A 17,985-nucleotide genomic window follows, 5' to 3' on the forward strand; every position below is an offset into this window, starting at 1 on the left:
CTGTGAGTATCAGCTTGACGGAGTTTCGGAAGCATGTACGTATGTTCTTTATTTTCGCAAAGAACAGCTTGGTCGGTTACATGGAATACAAAGCGAATTTCTACTCCGGTTTGATCATGGAGACCGTATTTCTGTTTTCCAAGCTGATCTATATCTTGTTCGTTTTCCAGCTCGGGATCGAAATCAATGGCATTTCTCCTGACCAGATGTTGATCTTCACGGGGACCTATACGATTATGATCGCAATCTATACAGGACTGTTTATGGATAACTTTTATAGATTCGCCGGCCATATCCGCAACGGGACGCTGGACTTGTATATGACGAAGCCGCTTTCGCTGCAGTTCATGATTTCATTCCGGCACGTTAACTTCGCGTTTCCGATCCCGAACCTGATCGCCGGGATCACGATGATCGTACTGGCTTGGCGGCGTCTTGACATCGATCCAAGCTTGATCCACGTGGCCGGATATATCGGCGTGATCTTGAGTAGCACGATCGTGACCTATTCGGTGCTTCTACTTCCGCAAATCCTTGCCTTTTGGACGGTGAAGTCCGGTTCGATCTTCGAAATACTCGACAAATGTTGGGATTTGAACAATATGCCGATGTACATATACCCCAAATGGCTGCGGAGAATAGGGCTGTATGTTGTGCCGATCTTGTTCATCACCAACATGCCGTCGGTTTATTTGATCGATCGATTGGACTTGTTCCTTGGGATATGGATTTTTGTAGCTCCCGTTATATCGCTTCTAGTGGTCAGGCTGTTCTGGAAGCTGGCCGTCAAACGCTATGAAAGCGCCAGCAGTTAGAGAAATGCCCTACAAACAAATTGTTGAGAAGGTGAATTGAATGAGCAAGACGGAGCATGAGCGTCATCCATTGCAGACAGAGGCCATTACAAAGAAACGGCTGCACAACGGGATTGAAATCTATCAAAACAACGAAGGAGAGACCGAGTTTCTCTACAACGAGATTTTCCACAAGGAGATGTATTTCAAGCACGGTATTACGCTTCCGGATCATGGCACGGTCCTGGACGTCGGGGCTAATATCGGCATGTTCAGCCTATATGTCAGCAGCAAGAGCGACTGCAGGGTGTATGCCTTTGAGCCACTGCCTCCGACGTTTAAACTCTTGAAGATGAATACGAGCTCGCTGCCTCGCGTAACGACGGTTAACGTCGGGCTTTCCAATGAGATCAAGGAAGCGGAGTTTGCCTATTTTCCTACGATGTCCACGGACTCTGTCCAGATCAAATACAGGGAGAACCACGATCAGGATCTCCGATACGGGTTAATCAACCATTACGAAGATAATTTCGCTGACCGGCGAATGCTAAACCGCTTTGTCGATCATCTTATGTCGCCGAAGCTTCTGAATGAACAAATCTATCGTTGCAAGCTAACTACGATATCCGAAATGATCCGTTTTTATGATCTGAACCAAATTGATCTGCTCAAAATCGACGTGGAAAAAAGTGAGTTCGAGGTGCTGGAAGGAATCGAACCGGAAGATTGGGGCAAAATCAGGCAAATTGTAATGGAGGTACACGGACTGGACGGAGAGCAGATCAGCAGGCTCGAGAACATCTTCCAAACCAACGGCTTCTATGCCGTGATCGATTACTACGCAGATTTGAATATACCAAATTATTATAATGTGTACGCGTTGAATCAAATGCATACGTCGGCTGGGTGATAGTCATGCTACAACATCTACATGCAAGGTTGGTATGCTCCAGCTGCAAGGGCGTGCTGGTCCAGTCGGAGGCATTGCTGCAATGCTGCAGCTGCGATGCGGTATATACGAACGATGACCGTTATGTATCGATGCTCGACCGGCGTGAGCAGTTTGTCCACCCTTCCGAATGGAACCGGAAAGAGGCTGAAATTCGGGATTATAGCGAGATTTCGCACTCTCTTGCGTTGTCCGGTATAGGCCGATTCGCAACCTTCTTAAATTATGGTTACGTCCCGCACGGGAATGAGCAACATGCAGTGATCGAGCCCGACGATGCATGGAATAGAAACTCGGTCAAGCTGCTGCTTGAGACAGTGGGCAGGACGGCGATTCGGGAGCGGCAGGTGATCGACATCGGATGCGGCAGGGGAGGAAACATAGCAGCTCTGTCTAAATATTTCAAGCCGCTGTCTATTGTCGGTCTCGACATCTGCCCGGCGAATATTGCCTATTGCAATGCCAAATCCCGAGGGGGTGAATCTTTGTATCTCGTCGGCGATGCGGAGAATATACCGTTTGCAGACGAGAGCTTCGATGTGGTGTTAAATATAGAATCCGCACATGCCTATCCGAACCGATCACGATTCTATGAAGAGGTGTACCGGATAATGAGAGTTGGCGGCGTATTTCTGTATACGGAGCTGATGCTGGGAGATCAGGTAGCGCAGAACATCAGGCTGTTAGAGGAAGCAGGCCTGTCTGTAATCCGCAATCAGGATGTGACTTCGAATGTTCTTCTATCATGTGATGAGAGTGCGAAGCAGCGTACTGGCACACAAGGGATTGCGAGCAACGCCAAAGCGAGCACGAATATCGGAGATATCAATGAATTCATCGCATTGCCCGGCTCGAAGAAATATGAAGAGATGAAGGCTGGAACGCGGCAATACCGTATGATGAACCTTGTTAAGAGGTAATATAGCCGTAATATCAACAATAATTTTAGGGCGTGTCTGAAAACGCTGAAGGCGGCAGATTTTGCTGGATTTTCGTTCCAAGCAAGGAAGTTTTCCGCAGGTGTGCCGGGGCACGTCAAGGGAAAGTGACGTAGCAGGGGGCGAAAAGGCGGTAAAAGATGCACTTCAGAGGTTTCAAGACACGTCCTAGTATAGGAGAAATATTTTATGGAAGAAATTATTTCCCTGGACACCTTTCAGCCCTTCGACGGCATGACAAAAATGTATCCTCATCATAATTTTCCTTATTTTAATTGCGGCTACAATTTGTTGTTAACGCTTGCCAGATATTTTAAAAAAGATGAGTTGCCGATTTTGAATAATGTTATTAGTATTTATAGATTTGATAAACAAAAAATACAAACAAGAGGATATTTCAAGTTAGAGGTGTTGGATCTTGAGGAGGGAGATCAGATCCTTGAAGAAATGGGGATCTCTATTCGTAAAAAATCCCCTGAACTAGATACGTTACAAGATGAGATCCTAAACTCTATTTCTAGTGGTCATCCGATTTCCATATTTATTGATTTATTTTATCAACGCGGGAGAGACTTTTACTATAACAAAAAACATGGACTGCACCCTGTTTTTGTCTATGGCTTCAATCTTACGAACGAGGAAATATATACGGTTGATGATATTACAGAATACAGACAATATTCTCTGCCATTTTCAGAATTTAAATGGTCATGTATGACTTCGGAACACGTAAAGATGCCAGACTACTTTTGGGAATATGCGCTAGTGCCCCCCGGTAATCATGAGATCTTGAACAATAAGAATTTAGCACACACAACCATCAATACATTCGTAGAAAATATGTGCAGGTATCAAAATGAAATAACGGAAAGTTTGAATAATATACTGTTGTTGGCAGAAAATTACGAGCTCATTATAAAAAATGAAACGATTATCGAAACACTGAGCAGTACTATTTATAGAAAATGTTCTGAGAAATACAGGTTAAATACTCTCTATAAGTACAACATTGATCATATCAATGCAAAACATACGCTTGACCCGTTATTGGACCAAATTATTCATGACTGGAAGACAGTAAGGATCTATTCAAATAAAGCCATCATGTCCCAAAAGCTCACTGGGGAAATCATAGACAAGTGCATTGGTTTATTTACAAAAATATATACGAATGAAGTGCATTTTCATAATCAATTATTTTTAATGTTAAAGGCTTTCAGGTAAAATCACATCTAATATTGCTAGAACTGAGCCACATCAACAGGCATACTGTGCAAGTGTCTTTTCATCGTATGAAAACCGCCGCGAACAGAGCCGCCGCCGTCTGCATCAACACTTTAAACACAAACGGCAGAGATGCCGTTTTTTGTTTTGATTTTGTTACAGCACACTAGTCATGTGGAGAGTGTAGCGATGTTGGTTAGGGTGTAGTGTTTTGAAGCTACATTTACCTGTTTTAATAAATTACTTTGCCCGAAGCTTCTAAAGCTCGGGCTATAGTTGTTATAACCATTAGTAGAGTTGATGTTGGTCTGAACAATATCCAATTTTTCAGTTTATCCGTTTTTAATAGCTGTGTGTTGTTCAATGTTTTCTAATGCCAAGGTAAGGCGTGGCAAAGGTATACCTAACTTTTTTGCTTCTCTCACAACTTCAAGTACTGCAAAACCGGCTTTACTATTGTTGTATTCAATGAAAAGTCGCGGTAAGCTGCCCTTTGCAAAAATAACCTTGTTAAACAGCGTGCCGAGAAGTGCTGATGGAATTTTGGTCAACAGTAGAGTAATCGCGTCCATCTTTGCGCCTCTTGCTTTAAGTACAGGTGCCATTTCCCGCATATTCTTACCAACATTTGCGAATGAGTCACGATGATTCATAAGTGCTGGAAAACTTCCCCGTTTTAACACCTCGGTCTCCATCGCCGCATTCACGGCAAAGTGATTCCATAGCCAGCTTTGCATATCCTTTATCCAATTGATTTTAAAATGGGCGCTTTCAAATAGTTCTTTGACCTTGTTGTTTATCTGTTCCGTGCCTACACGTGGTTTTTCCAGAAATATCGTTTTTAAGAAGCCGCCCCTAAGCTTATTGTCCTCAATGCCGCCTCCTGCTCCTGGGAAACCAAAGACAACATTGTTCATAGACAAGGGCAAGATCGATGATTTTAAATCCTGCCAAATATTATTGAAAATAAGGATCGGGGTGTTACCCGCGGTAGTCGATAGTAATTGTGCTGCTTCGGGAAGTTGTTTCGTGTTGACACTCGCAATAATAAGATCGTAATTTGGGCTTATCTCCTCATGCAGCTTGACTTTCCAGTTTTCCTTGATTAACCGTTTCGCTCTTCGTGCGTCCCACATTTCAAGCGCTATATGACTTCCGAAGGTTTCTTTTCTCCCTTTTCTAACGTAAAACTCAACGGTGTGGCCTGCCTTTTCGAAAGCCCACGCGTATTGGGTTGATATTACACCTCTACCGAAAAATAAAATTCTCATCTTAGCCTCCTAATAATCAATATTCATCCTTGTTGATGATCCAACAACGTGTTGTATAATATTATTGTATTGATTCACTATACGGTCATCAACCATCAGATTTTTAATATCTGTCGGATAATTGATCGAACAGCAAACGGAGGAAAATAATGAAAAAGCAACCTGAAATTACGGACAAAACAAGGCAGACATTCATAAATGTATTCTGCGATTTATATAGCCAAAAACCCATCGAAAAAATATCTATTCAAGAGATTGCTAACCAATCAGGATATAATCGGAGTACATTTTATCAATACTTTACAGATATCTATGAGTTGTTGGACTGCGTTGAGGAGCGTATTTTGAAATCCATTAAGGAGGAAATGGCAGGCAGAGAGTTTTCTACACATACTATTCAAGATGCACTTCAATGCTTAGAAAATGCAGAGGAGATTTCAGTTCTTAAAGCTATATTGGGCGACTATGGTTCTGTTCATTTTGTGGAACGCTTGAAAAGAGAAATTCCCTTTGAGCGATTGATTGTGGATTTTCCAACAGATGATGTCTTGGCACCATATATCATTGAGTTTTACATTTCAACATTAATATCTATGTTTCGTCTTTGGATACGCAACGACAAAGATCTATCGTCGGAGGAATTGATCAAACTGATCGATAGTCTATTTTCAAAGGGGATAACACCGTATCATATCTTTGGCACGGTCAATCCGCAGCGTTCAGGAGTGTAGCGATGATGGTTAGAAAGCTAAACATAAACATAAGGGGTTCGAGAATTTATACATAATTCTCGAACCCCTTCTTGTCTTTGTTTCAATATCATCCATTAATTATAGTAGTCTAATACACATGCACAGCCGCACCAAGCACGGATTTGTTTTGTACGGAATTACCGGATAGATATACCTTTTGCAGATTAGGCAGCTGGCTAAGGGTCTCTATATTGGAAATGGCATTGTTCTCGAGATGAAGCTCTTCTATGGCCTGCCAGTTATTCATGAATTCGAGAGAAGCCAAATTGCTGTCTTGCATAGTGAAGGAACGCAGAGCGGACATTTTGGCAAAGTAAGGCATCATTTGATCAATTTCAGTAACAGAGGTATTGTTCATGCTAAAATATGACTGGTTTAAGGTCAAATGTTCAAGTACGCTGTTCTTCGCGGCCGCCTTTTGTTCAAAGTTCAGCCTGCACTCGGAGCAAACCAAAGATTTCACCTGCTTCAAACGATATAAGGCGTCGCTTTCCTTGAACAGTGACGAGTCGTAAATGTTTAAGGTCTCTAGGCGGGACAAGCCGTCCAGGGCGGCAAGACGGGTTATTTCATCGATCTCCCAGAGCGAGAGTTGCTCCAGTTTCGGGAATTTCCCCAGCGCAGCCAAGTTCAATTCCACACTTCCCCCACGGAGCGTCAGACTGGTTGTAACCGGGGCCTTTAGCCCGGGGAGAAAGGAGCTTGGAATTTCCACTCGCTCTACTTTAGGCAGTGTCAGCGCTTCTGCATTCTCGTAGTAGCCGGACAACGTTAATTCCCGCAAAGAGGGCAGACTGTTTATGGCCTTTACCGAGCCAAGCTCACTTAGAGAAGCCAGGCGTAGTGTGGTAATAGAGTTTTTGCCGGTCAAGCGCTCCAGACTGGAGAAGTTTACATTTTCAATATCTAACGTTTGTAGAGCAGGCATATTTTGCACAAAGTCGATGGACTTTACGTTCGTTAAATAGGACAACTGAAGCTCCTGAAGCTGGGTCAAGGCATACAGCGGCTGCAGGTCTGTGGTTTCACTGTACTGTATAGACAAGGATGATAACCCGGTCATGGACGACAACCATCCGAGTTCATCGACAAAGGTGAGCGACAGGGACTTGATTGGCAATTGGTTTAACAAGTGAAAATCTGTTACGGACTCATCCACATAGGTAATGGATAAAGAGTTCAGATTGGGGAATTCCAGCAACATAGCCAATTCCTGATTGCTGCGAAGCTGAGTGGTAAGCTCCGTAATTTTAGACTTGTCGCCAAAGTAGCCCGAAAATGTACTAAAGGATTCGTTAAAAGCGCCACCATAACTTTTTAATCCGGGCATATGGGCCAAAGTGGTTTGGTCCGTCTGGGATATTTCATAGGTATTCGTCAGGTCCAATGCCGTCAGTCCCTTAAAAGCTTCAAAATCTCGCTGATCAATCCGCTGGCTATTCAGTTTCTTGTCCTGAGTAATATAAGTGATCTTCTCGGCCTGTTCATCGCTGAAGGGATCGGAGAGGCTATATGTAAACTTCCACTGATCATTCTCCGAATGCTCTACGGTTAAATAGCGAATACGAGCCAATTCCTCCTCTGTTGGCAAGGCGGCCCCTTTATCGAAGATATCTCGCAAAAATGAGAGCAGAACCTCGCTTTCAGGCATCTTTCGTACAGGCAGATTGGCTTCTGTTTTTGGATAGGTGGAGCTATTGCTATAATAAAAATATGTACCGATCGCGCCAGTTAGGACTAACATCAGTATCAGCATTACCTTTACGGAGGCAGTCTGCTTCGGTGGTACTTTAGGTGGCGTTCCATGGTAATGATTAATAGTCTGGTCTACGTAATAGACATGATTTTGCTTCAATAAAAGCTCTGTTTCACAATAGGGACACTTTAAAACCTCATCCTTCTTGTATTCGATTTTTCCGTTGCAATTGGGGCAGTTTAGCGGGATAAACGCCACGAATGTCCCCTCCTTCATTATGATGGTCATAAGATCATGCTGAACGGTCATCTGATTTCATTATACCTTGTGAATTTACGTTTGATGAGAGAAAGAAGTTTCACATAACGAAGGAGCAGGGAAATCCTGCTCCTTTTTGATCTTTTTTAAGTATGGTCTGGTGGTAGGTCTTATTAAATAAATCATCAAGCAATAGATGTAATCGGATGTTTAACGTGCAGAGGGTAGAGATGTTCACCATGGGTTCTTACAAATAAACCTTCATTGGTGATCGAACTTTTTAGAACGATATCATCTGTTGCATCTGGAGTGAAATGAAAGGTTACTTTCTCTGTATCTTCATCTGCAATCTTATCCAATATATCTTTCATATTCATTTCGTTTAAGCTAACAACGTCGAAGAGCTCAATATGATTGTCTTCTTTCTGATAAATAACAATGACGTTTTCGTTTTCCAAGTAATAAATATCATCACTAAAGACATTCAGGCAATAAAACATGAGTATTCCTTGAGCATGATGGGTTGCGAAATGCTGAGAAACAGGCAATCTTTCCGATGCCAATTTTTGAATAAGACGTAAATCCTCCGCGTTAGTTACATTTAGTTTTCGGATGTTCGCAGGCTCGGGTGATTTTTTTGCCGTATAATTCATTGAAAAAAGATGTTCTTCCACAGGCTTAAACCCAAACTTGGGGTAAAAATCGAGCACCGATTCATTGGCAAAAAGGTACATGTAATCGTACTTGTTCTCGTATTCCTCTAAAACTTTGTTCATTAAATCTGTAGAGAGTCCTTTTCCCCGATAATCAGGATGTGTCATCACCGTGCCGATTTGAATCGCTTTTTTCTTCTCACCGTGAATGATGAGCTCAAGGATGTTAACAGAAACGTTGGCAATAACCTGGTCTCCATCGACATATGAATAAGGGATGTAACGCTCGCCCCAGTATCCTTGTTGATACCAATCTTCAAAATTGATCTCAAACGTGTTGACAGCAAGCTCGAAAAAACTCTTGCGCAGTACTTCATTGTTTTTATAATTCTTCATAAATATTAATTCTTGCATGGTATTACCCCCTTAATCCTCAAAAATGACTGTTTGTAAAGTGGTACGATCCCGTATTTAACTATATAAAATATGATTGCAGGTGACAATTGCAGGTGACAAAAATCCTCTCTTAACAACGCATTTTAAACAAACCTGGCGATATTGGTTAAGCAGGAGTTTTAACAAGAGAAAGTGGAGTTTCGTATAGAAAGAGACGCGAGCGAATTCGCGTCTTCTTTTTTGCATGTTTTATCGGATATGCTTAAATGCAATTGCGTCAGTGGACTGTTTTTAACTTTTCAAAATCTTGGTCCATTAATCTACGTTAAAATGCACGATTGCACTATATAACATCTTGTTGCGAAAAGGGTCAAACGTTACTTGATGTTGAACTTGCTTCACGCGCAGCATTAATGCTTTGTTCATTCCGATTCGGTCTTCGATCGCTCGTTCCAGTTCACGAAAGTCATAAGCCTGCAAGCATTCGACTTTGTCTTTGATCATATCCAGTGAAATTTCCATATATCATTCAGGCCTCCTTAAAATCTCGATTTGCAGGTTAAAAGCCTGTCGAGCTTCATTTTAGAGGAGCTTTTCCAGTTCGGCAAGAGCAATCGGGCTGAAAATCTAATAAAGACGTGATAAAATCGGGAAAGGGCAATTTTGAGATCATCGAACTTCCATTAATCTGAAGATCTAATGGAAGTAATAACAGATACTGCTGTTTGAACAAAGTTACATTTGCATGGTATAAGTGAAGAAGAGGCTAGGACACCATAATGTGAATCGTAACGAAACTGCGAATGATCATGTAAATGATAGCAAGCAGATGTATGAGTTACGAGTTTTACTATTTTAACTATTAAATGAGGACAAAGACTGTCCTGGAAGGTATAGAGGAGCTTTTGAGATGACAAAGGAAAACTTTTGGCGTGAATTGCCACGACCATTTTTTATACTGGCACCCATGGAAGATGTGACGGATGTGGTGTTTCGGCATGTCGTAGGTGAAGCGGGCAGACCAGATGTGTTTTTTACGGAGTTTGCGAACACAGAGAGTTATTGTCACCCGGAGGGGCACCATAGTGTGCGCGGGCGTCTGACTTTTACAGCGGACGAACAGCCGATTGTGGCTCATATCTGGGGAGATAAACCGGAATTCTTTCGTGAGATGAGTATCGGTATGGCAAAGGAAGGCTTTAAAGGCATCGATATCAATATGGGTTGTCCGGTAGCGAATGTAGCCGAGAATGGAAAAGGAAGTGGATTGATCTGCCGGCCAGCCCTTGCGGCGGAGATTATTCAGGCGGCGAAAGCCGGGGGGCTGCCGGTCAGTGTAAAAACGCGTCTCGGATTTACTGAGGTCGATGAATGGCGCGACTGGTTGACCCATATTTTGCAACAGGACATTGTGAACCTGTCTATTCATCTGCGGACGAGAGAGGAAATGAGCAAAGTAGACGCTCACTGGGAGCTGATTCCGGAGATTAAAAAACTTCGTGACGAGATAGCGCCTAATACACTGCTGACGATTAACGGGGATATTCCTGACCGTGAGACAGGCCTGAGACTCGTGGAGCAATATGGTGTGGATGGTATTATGATTGGGCGCGGTATTTTCCAAAATCCATTTGCTTTTGAGAAGGAGCCGAAGGAACACAGCAGTAAGGAATTGCTTGATCTGCTACGGCTGCATCTGGATCTCCATGATCAATATTCCGAGCTTGAACCGCGTTCGTTCAGCCCGCTGGCCCGTTTTTTCAAAATCTATGTTCGTGGCTTCCGCGGTGCTAGTGAGCTGAGAAACAGCTTGATGAACGCCAAGACCACTTCTAAAGTACGCGAATTGCTCAATGAGTTTGAAAGTAATGAACAGGCGGAGTAGAGTAAGGCGTTAATCATGGATACGGAGTATAATTTAGATAGATTTAATAGAAAAAAGAAGCGGTAACTTTTCCGCTTCTTTTTTGCTTTGCTGTTTAACGCGTATACGCAGGTTTCTCCATAGCCACCGGCTGAGGATTGGCAAGCACCCATAACACAGCCAACTCGGATAATCTGGCGGGCGCATCAAAATCGTATCCATTGTGAAGTCTGCTGACCAAGTCTGCTGCCTCTTGGAGAAGTGCCGGGGCGAGTGGCGTACCAGAGCCCAGGTGACGAATCAGTGCATCCAGCATCTTGCGATACTCCGCATCCCAGTTTCCACCGCCATTATCCAATACTTCATGGGACACACGTCCTGTGATGCGGATGACCTCTCCCTGCACCGTTTGAGCGTGGCCTTGGGCGGGAATGAGATATTCCCACAGCTCTTGGTGCTGTTTGGTCCAGGTGGTTGCCTTTACCTGAATGGGAGTAGTCCCATCGTGTATGATCCGATTCGCTACCGGCTCAACATCAAATAACGGGTACAGTTTGATCAGCGCGTCTGAAACTTCATCGACCTTGTCCTTATTGAACTTCTCACGGACGAATTCAAAATCCTTACCGATCCGCTTCACCGATTCTTTCATATCGGGGGTGACCGATGCTCCGGCACTCAGCAGAATTGCGGCAATCTCTGCCAGACTGACTATATCGCTATTCCTGCAATTGGCTAACCCCTTAGCTAATGGCGTATTTCCCTGTTTATTTTCTACGTTAATCGTAGCGCCTTGGTTTACCAACTCTTGAACCACTTTGGTTCGATACCCATTGACCGCTGCATGTAACGGTGTTTCATTTTGGTAATCCACAGCGTCCAGATCCGCACCTAATTCAAGGAACAGGGGCACATTTCCTGACCAGTGTGAGGCATGGGCATGTAAAGGCGTGCGTTGATATTTGTCGCGTGCATTAATGTCTGCTCCTTGCGCTACCAGCCAGCGGACCAATTCATCCGAAATATGCCGAAAGCTGAGGGCCGTACCTTTGCTATAACCCCCACGTGCATCCCATTCGCATTGCTCGAAAATTTCTTTTACAGTAGCGATATCATTATCTTTAACGAGTTTTTCCATATGAGCAGGTAAGGTTGCTTTCTTCGTAGCCATTACACTCTTCCTCTCCTTTGTGAATAACAACGTATGTTCCGATGGTAGGCTATGACGATTTAATAGTAAGTAGATAATTTTCTGCAATTTTATCACATAGGGAATTTTAAAACCAATAACTGGGTTTCTTCCATCATCCATTTGGTTTGCTATGTTATAATTTAGATGAATGTTGATACTGGAGACGGATTGATAAATATTTGAAATGATCGCCGTAATTCATGCGGTAGGCTTTTGATAATAGGAGGATCTATGTCCTGGAGTAAATTGAAGCAACAACTGGAGAGTTTTCTTAGTCCTGCGTTAGTTGGAAGGGTGGAGTACCGTGCTACCAGCTATAGCTATTCACCTGATAAATCAGGCAATTGTTATATTACTGTAGATAAAAAGAATGTACTCAACATGAGTGATACTACAACCCCAATCCGATGGTATCAGTCAGAGCAGGAGATCAAGAGCGACCCGGAGATCATGATTCCTGTGAGCGATGAAGAGATTGAAGCTATCAGAAAAGATTCCAAAGGACCCATTCCCGAGGATCGTCTTCATGTCATGGCAAGAAGCAGAAAAATCTCCGTGCATGCCAAAGAGCTGTTGTTGGCTCAGACCGCACTCAGTAAATCGAATTTTACCGTTGCAGCTACGACGTATCTATCAACTTCTATAGAGGATAATCTGGAGAGCAAGGATATCTTATTTAATATTCTGGCTTTAATGGACAGACGAGTTGGCAAAAAGCGAATTCTAAACATGTCGGAGCAGGTCAAATTAAAGCATCCAGCGGTACAATATTTTTATGAACTGCGTCGTCGTACGGTGTGAAATTGAATAACGTTCACGGATAGAGGTACACTGTGTCGGTGACGGTTTCACTGAAATCTGTCTAATAAGTGGATATAGCTTTTAACTATAACCAGTTATGGTTTTTTAGTATCCCTTCTAACTGCTCTCAGCGTGATATGATCATTGTATACAACGAGGGGGTTTTTTACATGACTGATAAGTTCCAGATCGTAGGAAGTTTATTGCGGCCGGATGAGCTGCTGAAATATAAAACGCAAATTGAACATAATGATGATATCCAATATCCGTTCTATGAAAACTACGAAGGATATGAGAAGTGTGAGACAGAGGCAATCAAACAAGTTGTCGCTAAGGAAATCGAACATAACTTGTCCGTGGTTACCGATGGCGAATTCTCCAAATCGATGTGGCATCTGGACTTTGTATGGGGATTTGGCGGAGTGAAGCGTTACATCGCGGATCACGGCTATTTTTTCAGAGATGTGGACGGAACTTCGAAATATGAAACACGCAAAGATATTGGACTGCGCATCACTGATAAATTGAGTGGAAAGAACCATCATTTCATTCAACTGTTCCAACAACTGCAAGACACGGCTGGCGAGCAACAAACGAAACTTTGCGTACCGTCTCCTTCCCATATTTTCGGTGAGCTTTCCTGGTCGGATAACATTGGTGGAACGGATGCTGTATATCAAAACATACAGGAGCTCAAAGAGGGTCTTGTGATCGCGTATAAGGAATTCGTGGAGGAATTCGCTGCAGTGGGCGGTAAAATTCTGCAATTCGATGATTGCTTGTGGGAACTGTTTGCAGACGACAACCCGAACTCTCCTTTTACAGGGGAAAATATTAATCAAGATGAAGTAAAGGGTCTCGCTACCGAATTCATTGATATTAATAATACCGTGATTGACTTTGGTCATAGCCTTGGCTTGAAAATGTGGACACATAACTGCCGCGGCAATTATGATTCCCGCAACATGGGTGGTGGATCGTATGCCAAAATTGCGAATCTGTTCCTGAAGCAATTGAAGTATGACCGTTTCTTCCTGGAGTGGGATGATGATCGTGCGGGTTCAATTGAAGCTCTGGAAGTGTTCAAGGACAGACCTGAAACGGAAATTGTACTGGGTCTGTTGTCATCCAAAACGAGTACACTCGATGATGAAGCACGTGTTGTCCGTTTGCTGGACGAAGCATCCAAAATCATCGATAAGGATCGGCTGCTGTTGTCTCACCAATGCGGATTTGCATCCTGCGATGGTGGTAACGAATTAAGCGAAGCTCAGCAATGGGCGAAGATTGATCAAGGGCAGAAGATTGCAAAGCAATATTGGGGCAGCACCGTCTAGAATTCAAGCTAAATGTATTGTGACCTTATAAATACATTGCTCGATCAATAGTGTTCTGTGCGATAATGAAACGGCGACTTTTCCTCTGGAATCTATCCAGTGAGAAGCCGCCGTATTTGTTGTGGAACGTACGTATACGTATAGGTACGTTCTCATTTCTATAACTTTTTTAAACTAATGATGCGGCTTGTCATTCTTTATTTCTGAGATTCACGCTGTGCCAGCCATTCCTTTTTCAACAAAGCATATTGATACGTATTCTCGTATTTCGGTGTGCCGTCCTCATTTTTGACAAATGAAACGAACTCCAAAAAAAGACCCTCCCGGCGCATGCCCAGCTTCTCACACAGTTTCTGAGAACGGAAGTTATCATCCTCGACATAAGCGTACAATCTTCTTATTCCCTGTTCCATAAAGAGATTTTCGATGAAAGCATTGGCGCTCTCACTGGCGTACCCTTTCCCTTCAAATCTGCCATTAAAATTCCAACCTATACTATACGTATCTGAATTCGAATCTTTATCCGTATCGGAATCCCGATCTTCCCTCATACCAAACAGCTCACCGATCAACTCGTTACTGTCCTTCAGGCAAACCGCGATGTGGGAATCGTCACTGCTTCTTTTTGCGACCTCTGCCGCCGCATCTTCCAATGTTGAAATTTGTTGATCCATAAAACAATTCACTCTGGGATTTGCTGTGTATTCCAACAGTCCGGCTGCGTCCGTTAAGGTGAAATTTCTCAGGATTAATCGATTGGTTTTAAGTATTTGCATAAGATGATATACCTCCGGTTTTCATATCGATAGATTGGCTATGTTCATGTTGTATCTCTTTTTATTTTACGAGACTCCCTATTCGTACTATAACTGGGTATAGCCTTGGGTTTGGCTTTGGCTTTGGTACTGTCTGACCGGGAGAACAATCCCACCAATTTCTCCCTATAGATATAACCGAGTACAAACCCGATTACAGCGATAACAGAAATAATAATGGCGATTGTGTATTGTTGCATATGAATTGTGGACCCTACAACGGTAGATGCGATGATCCACGGCAGACGACCGACGATAAGGATCGTGAAGAACCTAAACGAACTAATCGATGTAAGTGCGGCGACAAATACAAGCATATCTTTGGGTAAGCCGGGAATTACAAAAAAGATAAATAAAAAAGCGGAGAACTTCTTCTCATCATGAATTAACGACATCCACTTATTATTTTTCTTTTGCATTAGCTGTGAAATATAGGCGCGACCGATAAAACGAGTGAAATAAAAAGCAATCGCTGAGCCTATAATCAAACCTATTGTAGTATACAAGGACCCAAGTGTAACCCCATAGATATAACCGCCTGCAATCTGTACCACTTCTCCTGGAATGGGTGCAACCACGATCTGAAGAATCTGGAATAAAATAAACATGACCGGACCCCAATGGCCTGTTGAATGAATATACGCTCTGAAGTTGTCCATGGAAGACATGATTTTAATAAGGGCAGGAGAATAATACACCAGTAGACCAATGGACAACATGATGAACAGACCCAACAATATGTTAATCATTACTTTTTTCGAAGTTTGTGGCATTCCTGACGACCCCTTTGTGTAATAACTTCTACATATTTACAGTATAAGACGAAATTATTAAGAGATACCTACATAACTTCTGAAGAATTCTTAAGTCGATTGTATTTGCTGGTAGTCGCTAATAGCGCATATTATACTGAAATTAGACGGAGGGATCAGATGAGCAAGAAAATTCTAATTGCTGATGATAACAGTGAAATTCGTGAAATTGTAAGGATTTTGTTAGAGAGTGAGAATTATGAAGTGATTGAAGCGATAGATGGTCAAGATGCGATTGATAAAGTGAACGAAGAGACGGATCTCATTATTTTGGATATGATGATGCCCAATAAATCGGGGCTGAAGGCGTGTCTGGAGATTCGTGAAAAAACAAGCGCACCGATCCTGTTTCTCACAGCGAAAACGCAGGATTCTGACAAACAATTGGCCTTTTCCTCAGGCAGTGATGACTTTTTGTCCAAACCCTTTTCCTATACAGAACTCGTTTCGAGGGTGAAGGCTCTACTGCGGAGGTATTATGTATATCGGGGCAAGGAGAAGACCGAAGAACAGGACCAAATTATCGTGAAGGATCTTACCGTTCATCAGGATTCAAAAACCGTGTTTGTTGGGGAGAAGGAGATTGCTCTAACTGAAATTGAATACCAGATTTTGCTGTTGTTGGCTAAGAAGCGACGAAAGGTGTTTTCGGCAGAAAATATATATGAGAGTGTTTGGGGGCAACCCTATTTTTATACGTGTAATAACACAGTGATGGTTCATATTCGTAATTTGAGAGGCAAACTGGAGGATGACCCGCAGAACCCTAAATATGTGAAGACCGTTTGGGGGAAGGGGTACAAAATTGAATAGATTATTAATCGGAAAAAAGCTGAAGATTAAACTGGTTCTGGCGGTTGTCATTTCTTTGGTCATTTCCATAAGTGCACTCGTTATTTTACAAGTTGTTGGCGAGACTGTATTGGATAGTTATTTAAGCAAATCCACTTTTGTAGAGAACAGGCAGCAAGATGCGCTTGATCGATTCGAAGCATTTGTGGATAACCAGAACGTGTCAACCCGTGATCATGAGGAATTGTCTGCTTGGATAAGACATGAGCGCTACTTAAATCTGTATATTTTTGCAAAAGACAAATTGATATTTTCCTCCAACACGGAGATTGATCCTGCCATTAATGAAGAGTTGTTAACTCAATTCGTGCCATCAAAAATACCCATCACCACCATCCATTTTGCGGATCAGGATGCCCAGATATACTTGGTTAGCTTTTATGAGTATCAATATTACAACCTCATTCTGATTATTGGTGTTTTCATAGCGGCCATTGTGTTCATTGTTTCCTTTCTACTGATGATTAATAAGAAAACATCTTATATTGGCGTGCTTGAACAAGAGATCAAAATACTCGAAGGTGGAAATTTAGATTATTCGATTACGATATCGGGAAAGGATGAACTGTCATCTCTGGCTCAGAGTATTGATGAGATGAGGAAATCATTTGTGGAGCGGCTGGGCAGCGAGGAGAGGGTCAGGATGGCCAACCGTGAATTGATCACGGCGATTTCCCATGATTTGCGAACGCCACTCACGATTCTATTAGGATATATGGATATCATAGAGCTCAACAAATATAAGACACATGAGGATCTGTTGCAGTATATTCATAATAGCCGGGAGAAGGCCTATCAGATCAAAGTGCTGTCAGACAAACTATTCGAATATTTTACGGTATCCTCGGCCGCTGAAGAAGAGGAAGTAGAATTTGAAGTGTATGAGGGCAGAGCGCTTATCGATCAACTCATAGATGAGCAATTAGTGGTTTTGGACGATATAGACGTGCAGGTTCAGACAGATGCACATCATGAGGAGTTTTTGCTGGAAATCAATCTGGTCGCCATGCGTCGCGTAATGGATAATATATTTTCAAATATTCGAAAATACGCCGATCCAGGGCATCCCGTTCATATCCAGATTTCTTTGAGGCAACAATGGGTTATTCTTGAGGTGGAGAATAAGATTAAACGTGTTGGCAAAAAGAAAGATAGCAACGAAATTGGACTCGTTAGTTGTCAGAAAATGATCCAGCAGCACAACGGGACGTTGACGGTGTCGCAGGAAAAGGATATCTTTTCACTACAGATTATGCTACCTGTCATCATCAACAAACCAACACAGACTCATATATAACGGATCTCTTGAAATGATGCTGAGTGTTCGTGGAATCCATCTTGCTGTCTAATTTTGTTACCTTAGGGTGCTGTAGTGGAGGAG

Annotated in this window: 17 protein-coding genes; 10 read left to right on the top strand and 7 right to left on the bottom strand. The window is 42.6% G+C overall.

The window, feature by feature from the left end; all coding sequences use genetic code 11:
- Positions 1-2 precede the first annotated feature (2 nt).
- The 4 genes from MKY95_RS04145 (at position 3) to MKY95_RS04160 (ending at position 3,905) form a co-directional block, all read left to right on the top strand.
- On the top strand, positions 3-815 hold the full coding sequence (locus MKY95_RS04145; protein WP_339197006.1) for an ABC-2 family transporter protein: 813 nt from the start codon (positions 3-5) through the stop codon (positions 813-815).
- Positions 816-855: 40 nt separating this feature from the next.
- Positions 856-1,704 (top strand): FkbM family methyltransferase, encoded by an 849-nt coding sequence (locus MKY95_RS04150; RefSeq protein ID WP_339197009.1) that lies wholly within the window; start codon positions 856-858, stop codon positions 1,702-1,704.
- 5 nt (positions 1,705-1,709) lie between these two features.
- The gene (locus MKY95_RS04155; RefSeq protein WP_051446948.1) at positions 1,710-2,663 is read left to right on the top strand and encodes a class I SAM-dependent methyltransferase; all 954 of its coding nucleotides are present in this window, start codon (positions 1,710-1,712) and stop codon (positions 2,661-2,663) included.
- 207 nt (positions 2,664-2,870) lie between these two features.
- Positions 2,871-3,905 (top strand): hypothetical protein, encoded by a 1,035-nt coding sequence (locus MKY95_RS04160; RefSeq protein ID WP_339197012.1) that lies wholly within the window; start codon positions 2,871-2,873, stop codon positions 3,903-3,905.
- A 332-nt stretch (positions 3,906-4,237) separates the two neighbouring features.
- Here MKY95_RS04160 and MKY95_RS04165 read toward each other — a convergent pair whose 3' ends face one another.
- Positions 4,238-5,176, bottom strand: coding sequence for a 2-dehydropantoate 2-reductase N-terminal domain-containing protein (locus tag MKY95_RS04165; protein WP_339197014.1), 939 nt, complete (start codon positions 5,174-5,176; stop codon positions 4,238-4,240).
- Between the two features lie 149 nt (positions 5,177-5,325).
- Between MKY95_RS04165 and MKY95_RS04170 the strand changes: the two genes are divergently transcribed.
- Entirely contained in the window at positions 5,326-5,907 is a 582-nt protein-coding gene (locus tag MKY95_RS04170; RefSeq protein ID WP_017690637.1) for a TetR/AcrR family transcriptional regulator, read from the top strand.
- A gap of 109 nt (positions 5,908-6,016) precedes the next feature.
- On the opposite strand, the gene MKY95_RS04175 is transcribed toward MKY95_RS04170, so the two are convergent.
- From MKY95_RS04175 to MKY95_RS04185, 3 genes are all read right to left on the bottom strand, one after another.
- Positions 6,017-7,783, bottom strand: coding sequence for a leucine-rich repeat domain-containing protein (locus MKY95_RS04175; protein ID WP_339197017.1), 1,767 nt, complete (start codon positions 7,781-7,783; stop codon positions 6,017-6,019).
- A gap of 284 nt (positions 7,784-8,067) precedes the next feature.
- Positions 8,068-8,949 (bottom strand): GNAT family N-acetyltransferase, encoded by an 882-nt coding sequence (locus MKY95_RS04180; RefSeq protein ID WP_339197020.1) that lies wholly within the window; start codon positions 8,947-8,949, stop codon positions 8,068-8,070.
- A gap of 297 nt (positions 8,950-9,246) precedes the next feature.
- Positions 9,247-9,453, bottom strand: coding sequence for a DUF2536 family protein (locus MKY95_RS04185; protein ID WP_047840531.1), 207 nt, complete (start codon positions 9,451-9,453; stop codon positions 9,247-9,249).
- Between the two features lie 388 nt (positions 9,454-9,841).
- Between MKY95_RS04185 and MKY95_RS04190 the strand changes: the two genes are divergently transcribed.
- Positions 9,842-10,816 carry a tRNA-dihydrouridine synthase gene (locus tag MKY95_RS04190; RefSeq protein ID WP_076253803.1) on the top strand — a complete coding sequence of 325 codons (975 nt, stop codon included), beginning with the start codon at positions 9,842-9,844 and terminating at the stop codon, positions 10,814-10,816.
- 94 nt (positions 10,817-10,910) lie between these two features.
- On the opposite strand, the gene MKY95_RS04195 is transcribed toward MKY95_RS04190, so the two are convergent.
- Positions 10,911-11,966 carry an ankyrin repeat domain-containing protein gene (locus tag MKY95_RS04195; RefSeq protein WP_339197024.1) on the bottom strand — a complete coding sequence of 352 codons (1,056 nt, stop codon included), beginning with the start codon at positions 11,964-11,966 and terminating at the stop codon, positions 10,911-10,913.
- 252 nt (positions 11,967-12,218) lie between these two features.
- Between MKY95_RS04195 and MKY95_RS04200 the strand changes: the two genes are divergently transcribed.
- On the top strand, positions 12,219-12,788 hold the full coding sequence (locus MKY95_RS04200) for a hypothetical protein (protein ID WP_127546831.1): 570 nt from the start codon (positions 12,219-12,221) through the stop codon (positions 12,786-12,788).
- Positions 12,789-12,958: 170 nt separating this feature from the next.
- Entirely contained in the window at positions 12,959-14,125 is a 1,167-nt protein-coding gene (locus MKY95_RS04205; RefSeq protein WP_076253801.1) for a cobalamin-independent methionine synthase II family protein, read from the top strand.
- 197 nt (positions 14,126-14,322) lie between these two features.
- Here MKY95_RS04205 and MKY95_RS04210 read toward each other — a convergent pair whose 3' ends face one another.
- Both MKY95_RS04210 and MKY95_RS04215 read right to left on the bottom strand, forming a co-directional pair.
- Positions 14,323-14,901: a GNAT family N-acetyltransferase gene (locus tag MKY95_RS04210; RefSeq protein WP_076329551.1), complete on the bottom strand. Its 579-nt coding sequence runs from the start codon at positions 14,899-14,901 to the stop codon at positions 14,323-14,325.
- 44 nt (positions 14,902-14,945) lie between these two features.
- Positions 14,946-15,689, bottom strand: coding sequence for a TVP38/TMEM64 family protein (locus MKY95_RS04215; protein WP_339197030.1), 744 nt, complete (start codon positions 15,687-15,689; stop codon positions 14,946-14,948).
- A gap of 183 nt (positions 15,690-15,872) precedes the next feature.
- Here MKY95_RS04215 and MKY95_RS04220 point away from each other — a divergent pair, with 183 nt between their 5' ends.
- Both MKY95_RS04220 and MKY95_RS04225 read left to right on the top strand, forming a co-directional pair.
- Positions 15,873-16,565 carry a response regulator transcription factor gene (locus tag MKY95_RS04220; RefSeq protein ID WP_076253798.1) on the top strand — a complete coding sequence of 231 codons (693 nt, stop codon included), beginning with the start codon at positions 15,873-15,875 and terminating at the stop codon, positions 16,563-16,565.
- Positions 16,558-17,901 (top strand): HAMP domain-containing sensor histidine kinase, encoded by a 1,344-nt coding sequence (locus tag MKY95_RS04225; RefSeq protein WP_339197033.1) that lies wholly within the window; start codon positions 16,558-16,560, stop codon positions 17,899-17,901. Before MKY95_RS04220 ends, MKY95_RS04225 begins: the two co-directional genes overlap by 8 nt.
- The last annotated feature ends 84 nt before the right edge of the window (positions 17,902-17,985 follow it).

This window comes from Paenibacillus sp. FSL P4-0176, assembly GCF_037975265.1.
Taxonomy (GTDB): domain Bacteria; phylum Bacillota; class Bacilli; order Paenibacillales; family Paenibacillaceae; genus Paenibacillus; species Paenibacillus amylolyticus.

Coding starts and splice junctions, on each gene's coding strand:
- MKY95_RS04150 (WP_339197009.1), top strand. CDS start 856: ATGAGCAAGACGGAGCATGAGCGTCATCCATTGCAGACAGAGGCCATT.
- MKY95_RS04155 (WP_051446948.1), top strand. CDS start 1,710: ATGCTACAACATCTACATGCAAGGTTGGTATGCTCCAGCTGCAAGGGC.
- MKY95_RS04160 (WP_339197012.1), top strand. CDS start 2,871: ATGGAAGAAATTATTTCCCTGGACACCTTTCAGCCCTTCGACGGCATG.
- MKY95_RS04165 (WP_339197014.1), bottom strand. CDS start 5,176: ATGAGAATTTTATTTTTCGGTAGAGGTGTAATATCAACCCAATACGCG.
- MKY95_RS04170 (WP_017690637.1), top strand. CDS start 5,326: ATGAAAAAGCAACCTGAAATTACGGACAAAACAAGGCAGACATTCATA.
- MKY95_RS04180 (WP_339197020.1), bottom strand. CDS start 8,949: ATGCAAGAATTAATATTTATGAAGAATTATAAAAACAATGAAGTACTG.
- MKY95_RS04185 (WP_047840531.1), bottom strand. CDS start 9,453: ATGGAAATTTCACTGGATATGATCAAAGACAAAGTCGAATGCTTGCAG.
- MKY95_RS04190 (WP_076253803.1), top strand. CDS start 9,842: ATGACAAAGGAAAACTTTTGGCGTGAATTGCCACGACCATTTTTTATA.
- MKY95_RS04195 (WP_339197024.1), bottom strand. CDS start 11,966: ATGGCTACGAAGAAAGCAACCTTACCTGCTCATATGGAAAAACTCGTT.
- MKY95_RS04200 (WP_127546831.1), top strand. CDS start 12,219: ATGTCCTGGAGTAAATTGAAGCAACAACTGGAGAGTTTTCTTAGTCCT.
- MKY95_RS04205 (WP_076253801.1), top strand. CDS start 12,959: ATGACTGATAAGTTCCAGATCGTAGGAAGTTTATTGCGGCCGGATGAG.
- MKY95_RS04210 (WP_076329551.1), bottom strand. CDS start 14,901: ATGCAAATACTTAAAACCAATCGATTAATCCTGAGAAATTTCACCTTA.
- MKY95_RS04215 (WP_339197030.1), bottom strand. CDS start 15,689: ATGATTAACATATTGTTGGGTCTGTTCATCATGTTGTCCATTGGTCTA.
- MKY95_RS04220 (WP_076253798.1), top strand. CDS start 15,873: ATGAGCAAGAAAATTCTAATTGCTGATGATAACAGTGAAATTCGTGAA.